The sequence below is a fragment of the Rhodopirellula halodulae genome, from assembly GCF_020966775.1.
Taxonomy (GTDB): domain Bacteria; phylum Planctomycetota; class Planctomycetia; order Pirellulales; family Pirellulaceae; genus Rhodopirellula; species Rhodopirellula halodulae.
Window position 1 is genome coordinate 185,515 of sequence record NZ_JAJKFV010000009.1, and the last position, 19,938, is coordinate 205,452.

The window sequence follows — 19,938 nt, forward strand, 5'->3', positions numbered from 1 at the left end:
CCCAAAGCAACGGAGGTAGGTGAGGGATTTCGCCATTGAGCAAGGAATCTGTGTCCGGAACGCCCGGCGTGATTTGACTCAACTACAGTGAGTCGGTGCCCGCGAAGTCCATGGATTTCAATCCGGCCTGCGACAGCTTGATCGATTCGATCTGCCGACGCAGTGAACCAAAACGCTCGGACTAAGACGAACGAACAGAACATATAGACATGAATCAAACGTTCCACAATCGGATGCCCGCCGAATTGCATGACTCATTTGCCGCTTCCGATCGTCAAGGTCGATGCGTCTTGAAAGCCAATTTGTTTCGCTGTGTTGCACTCTTTGCGGGCGTTTCCGTTGCTTGGCTAAGCACGGCAGAATTCGCAAATGCACAAAACGGGGGCGATTCATCACCGCGAGCGAAGTCGCAACCGGCCCGAGTGATCCAGCAAACGCTCACCCCGCATTGGTCCGACAACGACTCGTTTTGGTTTCGCCGCCAGAACCCAGACGGAACGTCGACCAGTATCCGAGTGGATGCGGCATCGGGCGAAATGAAAGAGGTCGACCCGGGAGACAGCGACGCGACTCGAGAAGCCGTTTTGAAAGGCGGACGCACACCGCGATCTGGACGAGCATCGGATGCGGATACCGAGATCACCTTCATCAACCACGCGGACCAAACACTGAAACTGTTTTGGGTCGACAGCACGGGCAAACGCGTTGGGTATGGTGCGGTTAAAGCCGGCGAAACGTTGATTCGCACAACCTACGCAGGACACGTTTGGGAACTGATCGGCGACGGCGAGACGAAGTTTGGTTACTTCGTTGCGGAAGTCGAACCAACACGAGTGGTGATTGAAGAGCCAGCGAAGTTTGTTCAACCAGAACGCGGCGCGTCTCCTCGACGTCGTGGAGGTTCGCGACGCCCCGGGAATCAGAATTGGAACGAAGGCGTCAACACTCCGGCGGAGTTCCCCATCGCAATTCGTTTGAAGGATGGAAAGCTGCAGCGTCGCAACACCGAGGGTGAAGACACCGAATGGCAGACGTTGATCGAAGAGTCGACTCTGGCCGAAAGGTTTGCCGACAAAGTTCGTGACGAAGCGAAGTCGATCGAATTGCAGTCGCCTCAGTGGTCACCCGATGGAACGGTCGTGATGGTGCGCGCCGTCATTCCGTACGAGACTCAGCAGGTGCACTTGGTCGAATCGTCACCGAAAGAAGGCGGGCGAGCAAAACTCAGTTCACGACCTTATCTGCTACCCGGCGATCCGGTGGATCAGGTTCAACATTTGGCGTTCAACGTGGAGACTGGCGAAGAGGTTGCGTTGGACTTGCCGTGGTTGTCTCAGCGATTTTGGAGGTTTCGTTGGGCGGGGCCGCATCGCGGATTGTTGGCGGCGACGCAGCGCGGGCATCAACAGTTTCGACTGTTCCTCGTCGACGCGTTGGCAGGAGAAGTCGATACCGTCATCAACGAAGAATCGGACACGTTCATTTGGACGACTCACAAAACGGACTTGCCCCGTTGGACGTATCTGGAAAGCAGCGATGAAGTCATCTGGGTCAGCGAAAAGGACGGTTATCAACATCTTTATCTCGTCGATCTGAAAAAGGATCCGGCGGATGAAAACGCGATTCGACCGATCACCGCAGGAGAGTTCGTCGTTCGTGGAATCGATCACATCGACGAAGAAAACCGAGTGATCGATTTGGTGGTCAGCGGCGTTTATCCCAATCAAGACCCGTATCTGAAACACTACGCTCGCGTCGATTTCAGTGGCGACAACTTCACGTTGCTCACCGAAGCCGACGGCAATCACTCCGCAGTTTTCTCGCCGGAACGCGATCGTTTGGTGGTGACTCATTCACGAGTCGATTCTTTGCCGGTGCATGAACTTCGTTCGGCGGATGGCAAGCTGATCCAAACACTCGCGACGGCATCCGTTTCGCCTGAGGGAGCAGAACTGAATCTGCCAACCGTTTTCTCTGCCAAGGGACGCGATGGAGAAACGGATATCTGGGGATTGGCGTGTTTTCCTGAGGACTACGATCCGAGCACGGACAAAAAATATCCCGTGGTCGAGTACATCTACGCGGGGCCGCATGATTCGCACGTTCCCAAATCATTTCGTTCGGCAGCTTGGCACCGTGATTACTTAAAAGCCGGTTTCATCGTGGTGCAGATCGATGGCATGGGAACCGCCAACCGATCCAAAGCATTTCACGACGTTTGTTGGCACAACTTGAAGGACGCGGGATTCCCCGATCGCATTGCTTGGATGAAAGCACTGGCGAAAGAGCATCCCGCGATGGATTTGGAACGAGTCGGAATCTTTGGCACGTCCGCCGGCGGTCAAAACACGGGATCGGCGTTGTTGTTCCATGGCGACTTCTACGATGCCGGTGTCGCTGCGTGCGGTTGTCACGACAATCGGATGGACAAAGCGTCTTGGAACGAACAATGGATGGGTTATCCCGTCGAAGATCACTATTCCGCCAGTAGCAACATCGACAACGCTGGCAATTTGAAAGGCGACTTGTTCCTCATCGTTGGCGAGATGGACACCAACGTTCCACCCGAGTCCACGCTCCGTTTCGCGGACGCGTTGATCAAGGCGAACAAGGACTTTGACTTGTTGGTCATGCCTGGCGTTGGACACAGCGACGGTGGTGCCTATGGCAAACGACGAACGTTGGACTTCTTCATCGAAAAACTGCGACCGGGGAGTGCGTTTGACGGCGACGATGGACCGGAATCTTCCAATGCCGACTCATCGGTGGCGAAAAAGCTGATCGACTGGGAACAGTTGCAACCACAGACCGCTTGGATGGAGATTCAAAACCATTTCCAAACGGACTTGGCGACGTTGAAGCGGCGCTTACCGATCCGCATTTCGCAGGAACGTTTCGAACAGACGACCGCGTTTTTGCAATCGTGGGATCGTGAGTTGCTATCGGCGATGAAGATCGAAGACGAGCAGAAACTCAGCGACGCTGACATGGAGATTGCCAAAGCGATCGCCGCCGATGTGGAAAAAGAATTGTTGGCGATTCGGTCGGACAAGTTGTCTGCGAAACGAATCAGCGAACTCGCGCCGTTCGCCGGTCAATTGATCGATTTGACCAACCTTTCGCACCGCGTGAAAACGTTGAACGGGCAAGCCATGGCTGCGGTGGTGGAAAACATGACGGAAACGATTGCGTTGAGTTTGGAAGGCAACGAGCCAAAGTCCATCGCGGTCAGCCAACCAGTGCTGGATGCCGCCAACGATTTGTTGGAATCGTACCGGTCATGGAAAACGTTCTACGAAGGCTACCATCCGGACTTCAACTGGTGGGTGTTGGATCTGGCCAACGAAACGGACGAAAAACTGGAGCAGTGGACCAAGACGCTGGTGTTGGACGAAGACCTGACCGACCAACATGCTGAGACGGCGGCAAGCGGCAACGTTCCATTGCCAAGCGGCCCGAAGACGTTCGTGTTCGGTGACGCTTATCCACCCATCCGAGATTGGATGGAGCGAGAAACGACATTCATGCCAGCCGTGACGCGCCGCTTTTTTCGCCGTGGTGAGAATCGTGATCGCAGCGAACAATCACTTGCTCGATGGACCAAGGAACTCGAAGAACTTTCGTGGAATGGCACGTCGTTCGATGATTGGTCCATTCAAGATCAGATCGATTGGCATCTGTTGAATGCGGAAGTCGCCACGCAGTGGGGACGGAAACGTATTCAAGAGACCGGTGAAAAATTGCCGCCCGCAACCTCGTCCGTGGAAAAGGACTTGTCCGGCACTCCGGTCGGTCGCGAACGGATTGAATTGGAGCTGCGGCGTCAATTCATCGATCATTCGCCAGAAGAACTGATCGAGTTGGCGGAACGCGAATACGCGATTGTTCGAGCCGAGATGGTTCGAGTTGCCCAGGACATGGGGCTCGGCGACGATTGGAAAGCCGCCGTGGAGCGGATGAAGAACCAACACGTGCCGCCCGGTCAGCAGCCGGTGCTGATTGGTAAGATGGCGCGAGAATCAGTCGACTGGCTGCAGAAACGCGACTGGATCACCGTCCCCTCGTTCGCTGATTATTGCTGGCGGATGATCATGATGACGCCGGAACGTCAGAAAGTGAATCCGTTCTTCACCGGCGGCGAAGTGATCAGCGTTTCGTTTCCGACGTCGGAGATGTCACCCAGCGACAAGCGTCAGAGTCTGCGTGGAAACAATGTTGGCTACGCAAGAGCGACCGTGCATCACGAGTTGATCCCAGGTCACCATTTGCAGATGTTCATGAATGATCGCTACCAATCGCATCGCAATCGAATGCGAACGCCGTTCTGGCTGGAGGGTTTGGCGGTGTATTGGGAACTAAAACTGTATGACGACGGATTCGCACGAACGCCGGAGGAACGCATGGGAATGCTTGTGTGGCGGGCTCACCGCTGTGCACGGATCATCTTCTCATTGAATTTCCACCTGGGGCGTTTTTCGCCCGACCAATGTGTTGACTTCTTGGTGGACAACGTCGGGTTCGAGCGACGCAACGCGACCGCAGAGGTTCGGCGTAGCATTGGAACAAGCTATCCTCCGCTTTACCAAGCCGCCTACATGCTGGGCGCGTTGCAGATTCGTCAGTTGCACCGCGAAATCGTTTTGTCGGGCAAGATGGAAGAACGAGAATTCCATGACGCGATCATGAAAGCGGGCGTGTTGCCGATCGCGATGTTGAAGCAAGTGTTGTTAGACGAGCCGCTACAAAAAGAGGCGCCGCCAATGTGGCGTTTCCAAAACGATTGACCCGCTGTCGTAGCACAGGCTGCCAGCCTGTGACGTCAGCCAGTGATCTCTCAAAGATACGTGCAGTCACTGCCGGCGTTCGTTGCAGGAATGGCCGCAAGCAAATGCAAAAAGACTCATGGGCTTGCAATCGATTGAAAGCAAACCCACGAGTCTTCGTATGATGTTCGGTTCCCGTGACATTTCGGTCATGAGAACCGTGATTGCTGATGGAAGTCTCAGTCGACCAGTTGTGCACCGGGCGGCAATGGGTCGGCGTGAATGATTTCGTCGCCGTGGATGTCATATCGATTCGACATGACTCGTGGGCCGAACGAATCGCCTTGCATCACGCCGTGATCGGAGTAACTACCGGGGACGATGGTTTCGCCGTAGCCGATGGTGCCGCTGCCCAAGTACGGGTCGACGGTGCCTTCGTAGTAGCCGGATGAACTCGACATATATTCGCCACCGCAACCATCACCCACGTACGGTTGCACGGGTGGGCACGTGGTGCAGGTTCCGGCAGACGCTTGCGGTGCTGCATAAGGAACGTAAGCAGGTGCCGGCGTGTAAACCGGTTGTTGTGGGACCACGGGCGGTGGCACAACGGCTTGGCCGCGGTTGAACAAACCGCAGGAGCCCGTGTTGCACCCGCCGGCCGAAGGTGGCGGTGGAGGAGCAAAGGGATTCACGGCGCGCCCAATCGCGCCAACTCGATTGCAAAGACCGCAGTTGGCACCGCGGCCGAAAAAGAAGTTTCGCATTCCCGAGCAGCCGGTCGAGGTAACCGAGACCGTCACGAGCGTCAGGAGCGTTAGAGTTCGGATTGTCATCAGAGTTTCCTTGACTGGCAAAGCAGGCGGATCGGGCAAGGTGGTCCTAACGGACAAACCGAGCCTAAACGTTGGCCTTGGCATCAAGACCACTCAAAAGTAGGACGCTCTGCGCGTTGTGCAAATGCAACGTGCAGATTTTGGGCAACAATTTGTTGACAAAACGCCACATTCCCCGCCTGCAACGGCCCGTGGTAGCTTGGACGCCCCGCACGATTCATACGACCCGTTTGATTGTTCGCATGATGCCGCTCCCCACCAAACTCGAATCTTCCACGCTCATGACCGTGACCTCACCAGGCCGATCATCGGGCAGCTTTTTACAACGCCACTCGGGACGTGTCGTGGATCCACCACGTGCCACTTGGTTGCAGCGTGGACCGGTGGTCACCTGGGCAATTGTCGGACTGTGTTGTTTGGTGGCTGCGACCAACGGCGCTTTGGGTGATCGCAATGCCAGAGCCGCAGAACCTTTCCGGTTGATGGCGGAAGCGGAGTCATCGCAGCCCTTGTCGCTTGCGGATGCCAGTCAGTGGACTTCCACCGGCACCATCGCCGCGAAAAAGTTGGTGGAGCAGAATGCAGACGAAGAGTTGGAGCCGCTTGCAATTCCCGCTTTGACGCTGCAACACAACCAAGTTCAGTCCGTTGCCATTTCAACTTCGGTGCACGCGACGCAGTTTCCCTCTGCGTCGCAGATGCCAACAGCATCTTTGTCTACCAGCGACTTGTCACCGAATGCAATTTGTTTGCCGACGCCCTCTTCGCTGCGAGAGTCTTTGTCGAGCGATCGGTATTGGTTGATCAGCACGCGACACATCACCAGTACCGCGTGTCGAGCCAATTTGATCAATCCGTCGCTGCACATTTCGCGACTGAACCGTTGTGGGCGAACCACGCCATCCAGTTTGGAAGAGTATCTGGCGACGTTCGATCCGTCTCGGCCGCGAGTCATCTACGTGCACGGGAACCGACGCTCCGCTCCGTTGGCCATCGAACGCGGGTTGAACGTCGCTCGTGAATTGCAATGCAATCGGTTGGATTCGACCCCGATGGATTTTGTCATTTGGAGTTGGCAGAGTGATCGCGAAACCTTCGCGGTGGCGGACGCGCGGATCAAGGCGGAACGCACCGACGCGCAAGGTTTGTATCTCGCATGGTTGTTGCATCATCACGTGGCGGCGGGGCAACCCACGGCATTGATCGGATTCAGCTTCGGTGGTCGGATCGTCACGGGAAGTTTGCATGCTTTGGCGGGCGGCGTTTTGGGCCGGCGGCAATTGCCCAACGAGCCCGTCATCGCGGCCAACATCGACGTGGGTTTGTTGGCTCCTGCGGTTCAAAGTGATTGGCTGACGTCGCGCGGTTATCACCGCATGGCGACACAGAACATGAATCGTCTGGTGCTGCTGTACAACCAACGCGATGCGATCCTGAAAAATTACTGGCTCATTTCACGAATTCGTGGTGTGCGAGCGTTGGGATACACCGGCCCAACACGTTTCGCGGCACGTTATGACGGCACGGTGTTGCCCGTTCGTTCGCACGATTGTTCTCCCACGGTTGGCAAGGCTCATTCGGAAGAGGAATACTACAAGCGTTCTTGCTACGCCGGTCGCGAAATGGCGTCGCTGCTGCAAACCTGTTTTCAAGTGGACTGAGCTCGGGATCACACTTCACGCTCTCGAACGTAGGTCCGGTTCCACCGGACTGAGCTGCTCCGCATTACGCTGTCGCATACGTTCGGTGGCATGGGACGAATGAGGCTGAGTTGTGCGGGCGGATGTCGGCCAAGAGTGGCCAACCTACGACTGAGCGCGGTGTCACCGTTCAGCTCCCGAACGTAGGTCCGGTTCCACCGGACGAAAACTCTCAGCAACCGTCACAGGTTCTCTGGCCCGTGAAGTCTGCCTGTTGCGTGCGATGCGTGAAACGAAGTTCGCATTGGTCCGAAGCGATCGATTGCGACGATTCCAAGCCTGTCGCAACGGATTCGCGACGTATCCCCGTTCGGTTTCGCAGGAAGCATTGCCGGTAGCCCAATGAAAGCCATTTCGTTTCGATCGCTCGTCCCTGGATTGTTGGTTGCTTGCATGGCAAACGGGGCGGCGTCCCTGTGCCAAGCGGATTGGCCGTTTCCGTTGCTTCGTCCCGATGGGGCTCAGCGAATCGACGTCATCGGACCAATCGGCAATCGGTTGCCTGAATCCTATCGTCGGCAATACAACCGCCCCACGTATCTGGGCGGCAAAACCGCAGCGATCATCGCTCCGTCCAGCCAAGAAGCCATGGCGTGGCGGCGTGCCGAAGCGTTGGGACTTTACGACAACAACGGCGTGAAGGGATTGATGCACGGCAAGCACTGCCCGCCTCAACGCGTCGAGCAGCACTACTTCTATCCCAAGCCATGGGAAGTGTTGACCGTTGGCCCGCGGCAATCCAAGTCGGCAGTCACGGACGAGACCATGGGCGGGTACGAAGAACCGGTGATGCTCGACGAAAACGCTTTGTTGAACGAAGAAGCGGAGTTGGTCGAAGAAGCGGAAACGATTCGTGCCCCCAGTCCCAATGAACTGGAATCCGTTCTGCCCGAACCGGGGGCCCAGGACGACGTGTTGGATCTGAATGACCAGTCGTCGATCCGAAATCCGATTGCTGATCCGGTTTTTGTCGCACCCGTCAGTGGACTTCTGAAGCGTTGAGTCGGTGAAACGTCGAATTTTTGTGGCAAATTCGCGACCCACCGTTCCTTGACCTAACCAAGGTGCTCCATTAATCTAGGCTTACGCGGGGATCAGCCCCGCTCCCGCCTGCCACCCTCCCCAACGGCTACCGAATCGATTCATCCCCGGGATTGATTCGGATCGGCGATGAATTTTCGTCCCCAAGCATTTGCTGGAAGGAATTTCGTCGTGACAGATGTTGCATTGATCACGTTGTCCACTCGGTCACCGCGATCCCCTCTTCCCCACCTACTAGCCGTTGCGGGACTTTTCTTTTGCATCGCCCTCGGTCTCGTTGGCGATGTCTCAACGCAGCGAGTAAGCGCCGACGAAGTCGTCCCGCCGGCAGAGAAGACTCTGGTCAGCTTCCACGCGGACGTGCTGCCCATCCTGCGAAGCAATTGTTTCGGATGTCATCAAGGAGCCAAGCAGCTCGGCGAATACCTGATGACTGACTTTGATGCGATGATTCGCGGCGGTGAGTCAGGGGATCCAGCGATCGTTCCCGGCGATGCGGATGCCAGCTATTTGGTGAATCTGATCACGTCTCATGATGGCGTGGCGGAAATGCCTAAGTCACCACAAAAGCCGCTGCACGAAAGCGAAGTCGACACGATCCGTCGCTGGATCGATCAAGGTGCCCGGGACGATTCGCCCGAGGACAGTGGCCCGCGTTTTGACGCTGAACACCCGCCGATCTACGCCGGTGCTCCCACGTTGCCATCGATCGATTTGTCGCCCGACCAAAAGACGCTGGCGATCGCGGGCTACCATGAAGTTTGCCTGTTGGACCCGACGACTGGCAATGTCACCCAGCGTTTGGTTGGCATGTCGCCTCGGATCAATTCCGTTCGCTTTTCACCGGACGGAAAACGCATCGCCGTCGCGGGGGGTGTGCCGGGGGAAAGAGGCGAGTTGCAGGTTTGGAACACGGACGATGGAACGTTGTTGCTTTCACGTCTGGTGACCTACGACACGATCACCGGTTTGTCGTGGTCGCCCGACGGCACGATGATCGCTATCGGAGCGAACGACAACACGATCCGTGGATTGGATGCGTCGACCGGCGAGCAGCGTTTGTTCCAAGGTGCCCACGAAGATTGGATTCGTGACACGGTCTTCACGAGCGACGGCAAACATTTGGTCTCCGTCGCGCGAGACATGACGTGCAAGCTGACGGAGGTCGAGACCGAACGCTTCATCGACAACGTGACCTCGATCACACCGGGGGCTCTGTCCGGCGGTCTTTCGAGCGTCGCGGTTCACCCTTCACGAGACGAGATCGTGGTGGGCGGAGCAGACGGTGTCGCGAAGGTTTATCGTGTTTTTCGACAAACCAAACGTCAAATTGGCGATGACGCAAACTTGGTGCGGAATCTGCCTCGACTCAACGGACGGATTCGCCAAGTCGTGGTGAACCCGGCGGGAACGCATTTGGCTGCCGTCGCGACGATCGATGGCCAATCCGAGGTCCGTGTTTGGAAGTACGACTTTACCGGAGACTTGACTGACGAATTGAAAGCCATCCTCGGCAAACGTGTCGCGAATCGATCCGCGGAAGAGAAGAAGAAGGTCGAAGAATCCGTCAATCAAACGGTCACCCAGACGCTGCAGTACCATCTGCCAAATGCCGCGGCGTATGCGATGGAGTTGACGGACCAAGGCGAAGTCTTCTTGGCCGCGAACGATGGCAAGATCCGTCATCTTGGTAACGATGGCGAACTGCTTCACGAATTCGCGGCGGTGCCTGAGACGGATGAAGAGGCAGACCAGTCCGACGAAAAAGTTGCATCCGACCCCGATGCGAACCCGTTGAAGTTGGCTGATCGAAGCGAGTTCGCCGAAGCCAACGCGAACGACGACGCTCAACCAGAAACCGCAATCGACCCATCCGAGTTGGTTACGTTGTCGGTGGTTCCAAGTGAGATCGAGCTTCGTTCTCCCTATGCCTACGCTCAGTTGGTCGCGACCGGAACGATGCGAGATGGCGGAACGATCGACGTCACACGAATGGTTCAGGTGTCTGGCGATGAGTCTTACGGTTGCTCGTCCTCTGGATTGATTCGACCGAAACGGAACGGTTCCACCGACTTGGTGGTTTCTTTCGGCGAGCATCAGGTTTCCGTTCCCGTCGTGGTGACCGGGCAATCAGATTCCTCCGTCGACTTCATTCGCGACGTGAACCCGGTTCTGTCTCGATTGGGTTGCAACCAAGGAACCTGTCACGGGGCGCAAAAGGGCAAGAACGGTTTTCGTTTGTCGCTTCGCGGTTATGACCCCATTTTTGATCTACGAGCGTTGACTGATGATTTGGCTGCTCGCCGAATCAATCCATCGGCGCCGGATGATTCGATGATGTTGCGAAAGCCGTTGGGGATCACGCCGCACGAGGGTGGCACGTTGATGTCCAAGGGGGATCCCTATCACGCGGTGTTGCATCGCTGGATCGCGGACGGATCTCAGTTGGATCTGGAAACGCCTCGTGTGACAGCATTGGAGATCTTCCCAAGCAATCCAGTCGTTCAATCCACGGACGCGAAACAGCAGGTTCGGATCGTCGCGTCTTATGCGGACGGGACCACGCGAGATGTGACGCGTGAGGCGTTCATCAACTCCGGCAACACCGAAGTCGCGACGACTCAGGCCGGCGGTATGCTGCAAGCCGTTCGACGCGGGGAAGCACCCGTGTTGGCTCGGTACGAAGGTGCCTACGCCGCGACAACGCTGACCGTGATGGGTGATCGTGCGGGATATGAGCAAGCCGACGCGGAAACTTGGGGACGCATTGATGAATTGGTCGCCCAGAAATGGGACCGCATGAAGATCGTGCCCAGCGATTTGGCCGACGACGCGACTTTCCTACGACGGTTGCACTTGGATTTGACCGGTTTACCGCCGACCAGCGACACCGTGCGAGAATTCTTGGCCGACCAGACGCCGCAGCGGATCAAACGCCAAGCCATGATCGACGAGCTGATTGGCAACAAAGACTTCGTGGAGTTTTGGACCAACAAGTGGGCGGATCTGTTGCAGGTGAACCGAAAATTCTTGGGAGTCGAAGGCACCAAACTGTATCGAGATTGGATTCGCGATGCGGTGCAGGAGAATCGACCGTACGACGAATTCGCCTATCAAATTTTGACCGCTTCGGGTTCGAACAAAGCCAATCCAGCCGCCTCGTACTACAAGGTCCTTCGCACACCGGAGGACACGATGGAAAACACCACGCACCTGTTCCTGGGGATCCGGTTCAATTGCAACAAATGCCACGACCATCCGTTTGAACGTTGGACGCAGGACCAGTACTACGAGCTGGCGGCATATTTCGCAAAAGTGAATCGCACGAAGGATCCGGAATCGGGCAACAAGAAAATTGGTGGCACGGCGGTCGAAGGTGCGACGCCGTTGTATGAGATCATCGCGGACAATTCTGACAAGGAAGTTCAGCACGGCCGAACGGGTGAAAACGTCGTTCCGTCGTTCCCCTATGAGTTGCTGAGTGCTTCGCCGGCGGAACCGGCTGACTCACCCGAGACGAATCAGGTGTCCGATGTCCAATCGGGTGAAGCGACCGGTCAGACTCTGGTGACTCACGCGAGTGATCCGCCGACTCGCCGCGAAGAGCTGGCCCGTTGGATGACGGACCCCACCAACCCGTATTTCGCTCGGTCATACGTGAACCGCGTTTGGGGCTATCTGACTGGCGTCGGCTTGATTGAGCCCATCGATGATATTCGCGCGGGCAATCCGCCGACCAATCCGCAGTTGCTGGACCACTTGACCGAAGAGTTCATCGCGTCGAATTTCAACACTCAGCAGTTGATGCGTTCCATCGTCAGTTCGCGGACGTATCAGTTGTCGGTCGAGTCGAATCAGTGGAACGACGATGACCATCTGAACTACTCGCACGCCACACCCCGACGTTTGCCGGCGGAGGTGATCTACGATTCGGTGCACGCGTTGACCGGGGCCACCAGTCAGATTCCTGGCATGCCGGCTGGGACACGAGCCGCCGCCGCGACGGATTCCGGTGTTTCGCTTACCGACGGGTTCTTGGCCAACCTTGGGCGCCCCGTTCGCGAAACGGCGTGTGAATGTGAACGAGGCACGGATTTGCAGCTCGGTCCAGTCATGGCATTGATCAGCGGCCCAACCATCGGCACCGCGATCAGTGACCCGAAAAACGAACTAGAGAAGATTGTCGCCGAGCATTCCGAAGATGCGGCGGTCGTGGAAGAAATCTTCTTGCGTGCCTTGGGACGTTATCCCGCGAAAGAAGAGCGAGCGGCGTTCGCTTCGATGAATCAGCAGATCGCTGGTGATCACGAAGCGTTGGTGAAGCGTTTGGCTTCCGCGGAAGAGGCTTGGAAAGAGCGATTCCCGCAATTAGAAGATGCACGCAAAAAGATGCTGGACAAATTGGCGGCTGACATCGCGGCCAGGACCGAGGCCATCGCTGTTGAACGTGCCAAGATGGAAGCGGATCGGCAATCGAAAATCGAAGCCGCTCAAAAGAAGCTGGCGGGGGAAGAAGACAAGCTACCAAGCCACGTCGATGCCTTCCTCAAGGAAAAGCAATCCGATGTGGAGTGGTATCCGCTGCTACCGAAGAGTTTGTCCGCGAGCAATCAGGCCACGTTGTCAGTTCAACCGGATCGGAGCGTTTTGGCCAGCGGCAAACAGGGCAATGGCGTCTACACGGTGGAGTTTGAGACTCAACTCACGAACATCACGGGCTTCCGAGTCGAAGCGTTGACCGATCCGAGCTTGCCACAGAATGGGCCCGGCCGAGCGGGCAACTTCGTGGTGACCGAGATCACCGTGAAAGCGGGGGCCGATGCCAAGGCAAAGTCGAAAGATCTGCCGAAGCAAAAGATTGCTCGAGCCTCGGCGGACTTCTTGCAGAACGGTTTCAAGATCGAACAGACCTTCGACGGCAATGCGGGTAACCAGAATGCTTGGGCGGTCTCAGGTGCCAATGGGCATCAACACTGGGCCACGTTCCAGTTCGCCGAGCCGATCCAGGCGGAGGACAAGACTCGATTGCGTTTTGAAATCGCACAAAACCACAACGCGAAAGAACATCAACTGGGACGATTCCGAATCAGCGTGACCACCGCCGAAGGTGAGTTGCCACTTGGTTTGCCCGAATCTTTCGCGGCCGCGGCAGCAACGCCAACGGAGCAGCGATCGGAAGGTGTTGCCAAACCGTTGGAGGCGTACGTTGCAGCGACCAACGACAAGATTCGCTCGGCTCGCGACGCCGTGAACCAAGCCAAGAAACCTCTGCCGAAAGACGAGCAGTTGGTCTCGCTGGAAAAACGTCGCCAACGGTTCGAACCCGAAACGCCGGTGGATCCGTCTTTGGTCGAGCTGCGAGCCAACGTCGAACGGTCCAAAAAACAACTGGCCAATTCGCGTTTGACTGCCGCCGAAGATTTGGTTTGGGCGTTGGTGAATTCGCCTGCCTTCCTGTTCAACCACTGATTCATTTCGACGTGTGACATGCGAACCGAGGACGCCGCGTTCATCCGGATTCTGCTTCCTTGTCATTTTCACAACGTCTTTCCATTCAACGCCGCCCACGATCGTTCTATCTCACCGCTGAGGACTCGACATGCTCTCCTTCAAAGGCCCGCGAGCCAAAGATCTCTGTGATCCCCAGTTGGGTGAAACCCGGCGAGCGTTCTTGCGAATCGGCGGGGCGTCGTTGTTTGGTTTGTCTCTGCCGCAGTTGATCCAGTTGCAATCGCAACAGGCTGCCGCAGCGGAAGCGACCGGGCCAAAAGATGGTCATCATGGCGGTGGTCCCGGTTGGGGAAAAGCAAAGTCGATCATCATGGTCTACTTGCAAGGAGGTCCCAGCCATTTGGATTTGTGGGATCCCAAGGAAAACGTGCCGGACAACGTCAAAAGCAAGTTTTCGCCCATCTCAACGAAGATTCCCGGAGTTCAATTCACTGAGAACTTGCCTCGTCTGTCGCAGGTGAATGACAAGTTCACGATGATCCGTTCGATGTCGTACACTCCGAACGGATTGTTCAACCACACCGCGGCGATCTACCAGATGATGACGGGGTACACGACGGACAAGGTCAGTCCGTCCGGGCAATTGGAACCGCCCTCGCCGAAGGACTTTCCGAATTTTGGCAGTAACATCGTCAAGATGAAGCCGATCGAGGAGCCCATGTTGCCGTTCGTGATGTTGCCTCGTCCGTTACAGGAATCCAACGTGGTCGGCAAAGGCGGCACCGCGGGATTCCTCGGAAAAGCGTTTGATCCCTACACGCTGTATCCACCCGGCGACGACATGGACATGGAGAAGATGCAACGCATCCGTACCGATGATCTGTCGCTTCGCGATGAAGTCTTCGATGTTCGGCTGCAACGGCGAGCGAACTTGCGTCAGGCACTCAACGCCCAGATGCCGGTGATCAATGAAGCGGTTGAAAAGTTCGAGTTGGATCAGAACTACGATCGGGCTTTGTCGTTGATCCTGTCCGGACGAGCACGAGACGCATTTCAGCTTTCCGCGGAGGACGACGTGCTTCGCGATGCCTACGGACGCAACACGTTTGGACAGAGTTGTTTGCTGGCTCGCCGTCTGGTCGAAGCCGGCACCCGCGTGGTGGAGGTCATCTGGCCGAAGGTCGCCAACAGCAACAACCACTCGTGGGATCACCACTCGGGTTTGTCCGATCGCATGAAAAAACAGTCGGCACCGATGTTGGATAACGGGCTGACCACGTTGATCGAAGATCTGGATCAACGCGGCATGCTGGAGGAAACACTGGTGGTCGCGGTGGGCGAGTTCGGTCGCAGCCCGCAACGTGGTGTCAGCACATCAGGCAACAACAATTCGGACGATGGCCGCGACCACTGGCCGTACTGCTACACCGCCGTGGTGGCGGGGGCTGGGATGAAACGTGGGTTCGTGTACGGCAAGAGTGACAAGACCGCTTCAGCTCCGGTGGAGAATCCTGTGCACCCAGGCGAGTTGCTGGCAACAATTTACCACAGCTTCGGAATTCATCCGGAAACGATCGTCTACAACCACCTGAACCAGCCTCGAGAGTTGGTGAAGGCTCAAGCTGTGACGGCGTTGATGTCGTAGTTTTGAGGGTGTGTGGCGGGGTGTTGTCGAGACACTGGGTGGTGTCGAGGGACAGTGTGGCACCGGGCGGCTCGCGCCGCTGCGCTAAGAGTTTTTTGCGCCGGCGGTCATTGCTGGCTCCATTCTTCGTCGTAGAACCGGACCAGGATTTGGTCGTTCAGACGATTTGCCGGAACATCCAGCGGTTGCTGATCTGCCGGCAGATCGAACAGACTCGCGAGCGTGGAATTGGTGAGATACCGTAGCTCGGTCAATTCTCCGGGCAGCGTGGGAGGCAACTGCCACGGTTTCGGCTCGTCATTCACGGCCGTTTTCTTCGCCAACGCGAATCCCCAAATTCCAAAGGTTGGCACCGGCGCGTGATAGGGCGTGACATCAAAACCCGCTTCCTGCATCGTTCGCAAAATGCACCAGTATGATTTGGGGGCCACCAGTGGTGAGGTGCACTGGATCGCCAATCCGCTGTCATCCGTCATCCGTTGCCGAAGCAAACGGAAGAACCTCGACGAGTACAGTTTTCCGATGGAGTAATTTCCTGGGTCAGGGAAATCGATGACCACCGCATCGTAAGTCTCATCGCCCTCCCCCACCCAGAGAAATGCATCGCGATGTACCACGGTGACTCGATCGTTTTGCAGGGCGTTGTGGTTCAGCTCGGCGAGCGGTTCGAACTGGTTCGCCAACCGAGTCATCGCGGGATCCAAATCGACTAGCGTGACCGATTCAACATGCTCATGCCGCAGGATTTCACGCACCGCCAATCCATCTCCCCCACCCAGCACCAACACTCGTTTGGCCGAATCGCAAATTGACATCACCGGGTGCACGAGCGCCTCGTGATAGCGGTATTCGTCGACGCTGTTGAATTGCAGGTGACCATTGAGGTAAAGCTGGAAGCCCTTGTCCGTTTGCGTTACTGCGATGCGTTGGAACGGCGAGGTGTCGGCGTACACAATGCGCCCGCCCAGCGTGTTTTCCTCAGCCAAGCTTGTCAGCGAATCGGCTTTGATGAAGCCGGCGATCAAGATTCCGATCACCAAGAACGCACGGCCTCGCAAACCGTCCAAGCCTTTGTTGGAGAGCAACGGGCGTAGCAAGTAAGTGCCCCACAACCCAACGAGTGCGTTCAGAATGCCAAAGACGATGGCGGTGCGGTTCAAGCCCAAACGCGGGACCAAAAAAATTGGAAACAGTAGTGATGCAAACAAGGCACCCAGGTAATCGAACGCCAAAACTCGCGAGACAAGTTCGTCAAAATCGAGGTGTTCTTTCAAGATCCGCATCAGCAGCGGCAGCTCGAGTCCAACCAGCGTCCCGATGACGATGACGCTGCCAAACAATAGCCATCGAAACCATTCGATGGCGGGAAATGCAAGGAACAAAAGCGGCGTCGAGAATCCACCGAGCAACGCCAATGCCAACTCGACTTCGATGAAGACGCGAGCCAGTTTGGTCGTCACGTATTGCGACAGCCAGGCACCAAACCCGAGTGCCGAGAGATAGACACCGATGATCAGCGAGAACTGAGTGACTGAATCGCCAAGCAAGTAGCTCGCCAGCGTCCCCGCCAACAACTCATAAATCAATCCGCACGTCGCGATGACGAGAACATTGAGATAGAGCCAATGCAGCGGGGCGCGATGGAGCACGTTGGGTCAATTGCCGAAGGAAGGCACGAATGCCGGCGGATCAGCCGCGAAGGTTTCGCAGCACAGTCGGCAGGATGCCACCATTTTGGTAGTACTGCAACTCCACCGGGGTGTCGATGCGGACGCGGCATTGGAATTCCGTTTTGCTACCGTCTTCCGCTGTCGCGATCACGGTCGTCATCGAACGTGGCTCCAGGTCGTTGGACAGGCCAGGAATGTCATACGATTCTTCGCCCGTCAGGCCGAGTGATTTCCAAGAACCGCCATCAGCAAACTCCAAAGGCAGCACACCCATGCCCACCAGATTGCTGCGGTGAATGCGTTCGAAGCTGGTGGCGATCACGGCTTTGACGCCCAACATCAAGGTGCCTTTGGCCGCCCAGTCTCGGCTGCTTCCGGTTCCATACTCAGCACCTGCTAACACGACCAGCGGAACGTTGTCGGCTTGATATTTCATTGACGCGTCATAGATGCTCATCGTCTCACCGGACGGCAAGTAACGCGTCACGCCGCCTTCGGTGCCCGGAGCGAGCTGGTTGCGAATACGAATGTTGGCAAACGTTCCTCGCACCATCACTCGGTCATTTCCACGGCGGGAACCAAACGAGTTGAATTCTCGAACGGGAACACCGTTCTCTTGCAAGTAGCGACCCGCGGGACCGTCGGTTGCGATGGCTCCCGCCGGGGAGATGTGGTCCGTGGTCACCGAATCACCCAGCAACGCCAGCACCTTCGCGCCCGAAATCGGCGTGATGTCCGGAACCGCTTCGCCGGTGACATTGTCCAGGAACGGAGGGTGGTGGATGTAGGTGCTGGAATCGTCCCAAGGATAAAGTGCACCGCCCGCGGCTTCGATCGCGTTCCACATGTCGTTGCCGGACACCGCCGCCTCGTATTCGCTGGTGAACATGTCGGGCTGGATGCTGGACGCAATCGTGTCGCGAATTTCGTCGGCGGATGGCCAGAGGTCTTTCAGATAAACATCGTCGCCGTTGGTGTCTTTTCCGAGCGGTTCCGTCACCAGGTCAATGTCTGTCGTTCCTGCCAAAGCGTAGGCAACGACCAACGGTGGGCTGGCGAGATAGTTGGCTTTGGTCAGGGGATTGACTCGGCCTTCGAAGTTGCGGTTGCCCGACAGAACGGCGGACGCGACCAAGTCACCTTCTTCGATCGCCGCGGCAACGGGCTCGGGAAGCGGGCCTGAGTTTCCGATGCAGGTTGTGCAACCGTAGCCGACGGTGTTGAAGCCGAGCTTATCCAGCGCGTCCGACAATCCGGCCTTGTTCAGATAGTCCGTGACGACGCGAGAGCCGGGGGCCAGCGACGTTTTGACATACGACGGAACCGCCAAGCCTTTCTCAACAGCCTTCTTGGCCAGCAAGCCCGCGCCGACCATCACCGATGGGTTCGATGTGTTGGTGCATGAGGTGATTGCGGCGATCACTACGGCACCGTGTGTGATGTCCGTGCTAGCGCCGTCGCTGGAGACGTGCCCGGTGTGCTTCAGGTCCTCGGGGGCGAGGCCAAACCCGGACGCTCCCACGGGTGCCGTCAGGGACTCGTTGAACGCTCGCTTCATTTCGGCGAGTGCCAAGCGGTCTTGCGGTCGTTTGGGACCAGCCAAACTTGGTTCAACGGTCGACAGGTCGAGCGACAGTGTTTTCGTGTAGTTCAGTTTCGGACCGTCGTCCAAGCGGAACAAACCCTGCTCTTTGCAGTAACGTTCGACCAGTTCCACACTGGCTTTGCTGCGTCCTGTTTGACGCAGGTAGTCGAGCGTCAGGTCATCGACGGGAAAGAAGCCCATCGTCGCACCGTATTCGGGAGCCATGTTTGCGATGGTCGCGCGGTCGGCAACGCTCATCGTGTTCATGCCGGTTCCGAAGAATTCCACGAACTTGCCAACGACGCCTTCTGCACGAAGGATTTCGACGACTCGCAAAACCATGTCGGTTGCGGTGGCCCCCGCTGGGAGTTCGCCGGTGAGTTCAAAACCGATCACCTCGGGCATCAGCATGTAGAGCGGTTGGCCCAACATGTTGGCTTCGGCTTCGATGCCACCGACGCCCCAACCCAGAACACCCAAACCGTTGATCATCGTGGTGTGCGAATCGGTGCCAACCAATGTGTCGGGCATCGCCACGGGGCCTTGTTCGTCCTCTCCCATGGCAACGACGCGAGCGAGGTATTCCAGGTTGACTTGGTGCACGATGCCGACGTTCGGGGGAACCACATCGAAGTTGTTGAATGCTTGTTGGCCCCAACGAAGGAACTCGTATCGCTCTTTGTTCCGCTCAAATTCGCGTTCCACGTTTTGAACGAGTGCACCGTCGCTGCCAAAGAAGTCGACTTGGACAGAGTGATCGATGACCAAGTTCACTGGAATCAGTGGATTGATCTTGTTGGGATCGCCTCCGATGCGTTGCATTGCCGAACGCATCGCCGCGAGGTCCACGACGGCGGGCACGCCGGTGAAGTCTTGCAGGACAACGCGATAAGGTTTGAAAGGGACCTCGTGCGACGCGACGTCAGAAGCCTGCCAACCGGCCAGGTTGTTCACGTCTTCTTCTTGAATCTGGAATCCGTCGCAGTTCCTGAGCACGGCCTCCAGCAACACGCGAATGGAAAACGGAAGACGATCGATTTGTCCCAAGCCCTGCTTTTGCAAAGCTTCCAAACGATACATCGCGGCGGTACCGGAACCCGTTTCAAACGTTTGGCGCGCACCGAAAGTGTTCGAAGTCACTGCAAGAATCCTTTTGTTGGTCGAAAAAAGCTTCTTGAGCGATAGTTTAGCAATGCTCGTACCAAAACCGTAGTGGGAAGCCGTGGCGGCGGCTCCGACGAACGGTA

General features: G+C 56.8%; 8 protein-coding genes. 5 read left to right on the forward strand and 3 right to left on the reverse strand.

The features are described from left to right. The first annotated feature begins 209 nt into the window (after nt 1–209). On the forward strand, nt 210–4,784 hold the full coding sequence (locus LOC70_RS07015; RefSeq protein WP_230252801.1) for a DUF885 family protein: 4,575 nt from the start codon (nt 210–212) through the stop codon (nt 4,782–4,784). A 218-nt stretch (nt 4,785–5,002) separates the two neighbouring features. On the opposite strand, the gene LOC70_RS07020 is transcribed toward LOC70_RS07015, so the two are convergent. Continuing rightward, nucleotides 5,003–5,458 (reverse strand): hypothetical protein, encoded by a 456-nt coding sequence (locus LOC70_RS07020; protein WP_230252803.1) that lies wholly within the window; start codon nt 5,456–5,458, stop codon nt 5,003–5,005. A 422-nt stretch (nt 5,459–5,880) separates the two neighbouring features. Between LOC70_RS07020 and LOC70_RS07025 the strand changes: the two genes are divergently transcribed. From LOC70_RS07025 to LOC70_RS07040, 4 genes are all read left to right on the forward strand, one after another. After that, nucleotides 5,881–7,260, forward strand: a complete 1,380-nt coding sequence (locus LOC70_RS07025) for a hypothetical protein (protein ID WP_230252804.1) — start codon at nt 5,881–5,883, stop codon at nt 7,258–7,260. A gap of 381 nt (nt 7,261–7,641) precedes the next feature. Then, nucleotides 7,642–8,301 (forward strand): hypothetical protein, encoded by a 660-nt coding sequence (locus LOC70_RS07030; RefSeq protein WP_230252805.1) that lies wholly within the window; start codon nt 7,642–7,644, stop codon nt 8,299–8,301. A gap of 168 nt (nt 8,302–8,469) precedes the next feature. Beyond that, nucleotides 8,470–13,809, forward strand: coding sequence for a DUF1549 domain-containing protein (locus tag LOC70_RS07035; protein ID WP_255715648.1), 5,340 nt, complete (start codon nt 8,470–8,472; stop codon nt 13,807–13,809). Nucleotides 13,810–13,939: 130 nt separating this feature from the next. Then, entirely contained in the window at nt 13,940–15,436 is a 1,497-nt protein-coding gene (locus LOC70_RS07040) for a DUF1501 domain-containing protein (protein ID WP_230252807.1), read from the forward strand. A 107-nt stretch (nt 15,437–15,543) separates the two neighbouring features. Here LOC70_RS07040 and LOC70_RS07045 read toward each other — a convergent pair whose 3' ends face one another. Both LOC70_RS07045 and acnA read right to left on the reverse strand, forming a co-directional pair. Then, nucleotides 15,544–17,085 (reverse strand): polyamine aminopropyltransferase, encoded by a 1,542-nt coding sequence (locus LOC70_RS07045; RefSeq protein ID WP_230252808.1) that lies wholly within the window; start codon nt 17,083–17,085, stop codon nt 15,544–15,546. A 40-nt stretch (nt 17,086–17,125) separates the two neighbouring features. Beyond that, a complete protein-coding gene (acnA, locus tag LOC70_RS07050) occupies nt 17,126–19,831 on the reverse strand; it encodes an aconitate hydratase AcnA (RefSeq protein WP_315857211.1) in 2,706 nt (901 codons plus the stop codon). Nucleotides 19,832–19,938 lie beyond the last annotated feature (107 nt).

Bases quoted from the DNA above. Each gene is read 5' to 3' on its own strand.
- LOC70_RS07040 (WP_230252807.1), top strand. From the start codon at position 13,940: ATGCTCTCCTTCAAAGGCCCGCGAGCCAAAGATCTCTGTGATCCCCAG.
- LOC70_RS07035 (WP_255715648.1), top strand. From the start codon at position 8,470: ATGAATTTTCGTCCCCAAGCATTTGCTGGAAGGAATTTCGTCGTGACA.
- LOC70_RS07025 (WP_230252804.1), top strand. From the start codon at position 5,881: ATGACCGTGACCTCACCAGGCCGATCATCGGGCAGCTTTTTACAACGC.
- LOC70_RS07015 (WP_230252801.1), top strand. From the start codon at position 210: ATGAATCAAACGTTCCACAATCGGATGCCCGCCGAATTGCATGACTCA.
- LOC70_RS07030 (WP_230252805.1), top strand. From the start codon at position 7,642: ATGAAAGCCATTTCGTTTCGATCGCTCGTCCCTGGATTGTTGGTTGCT.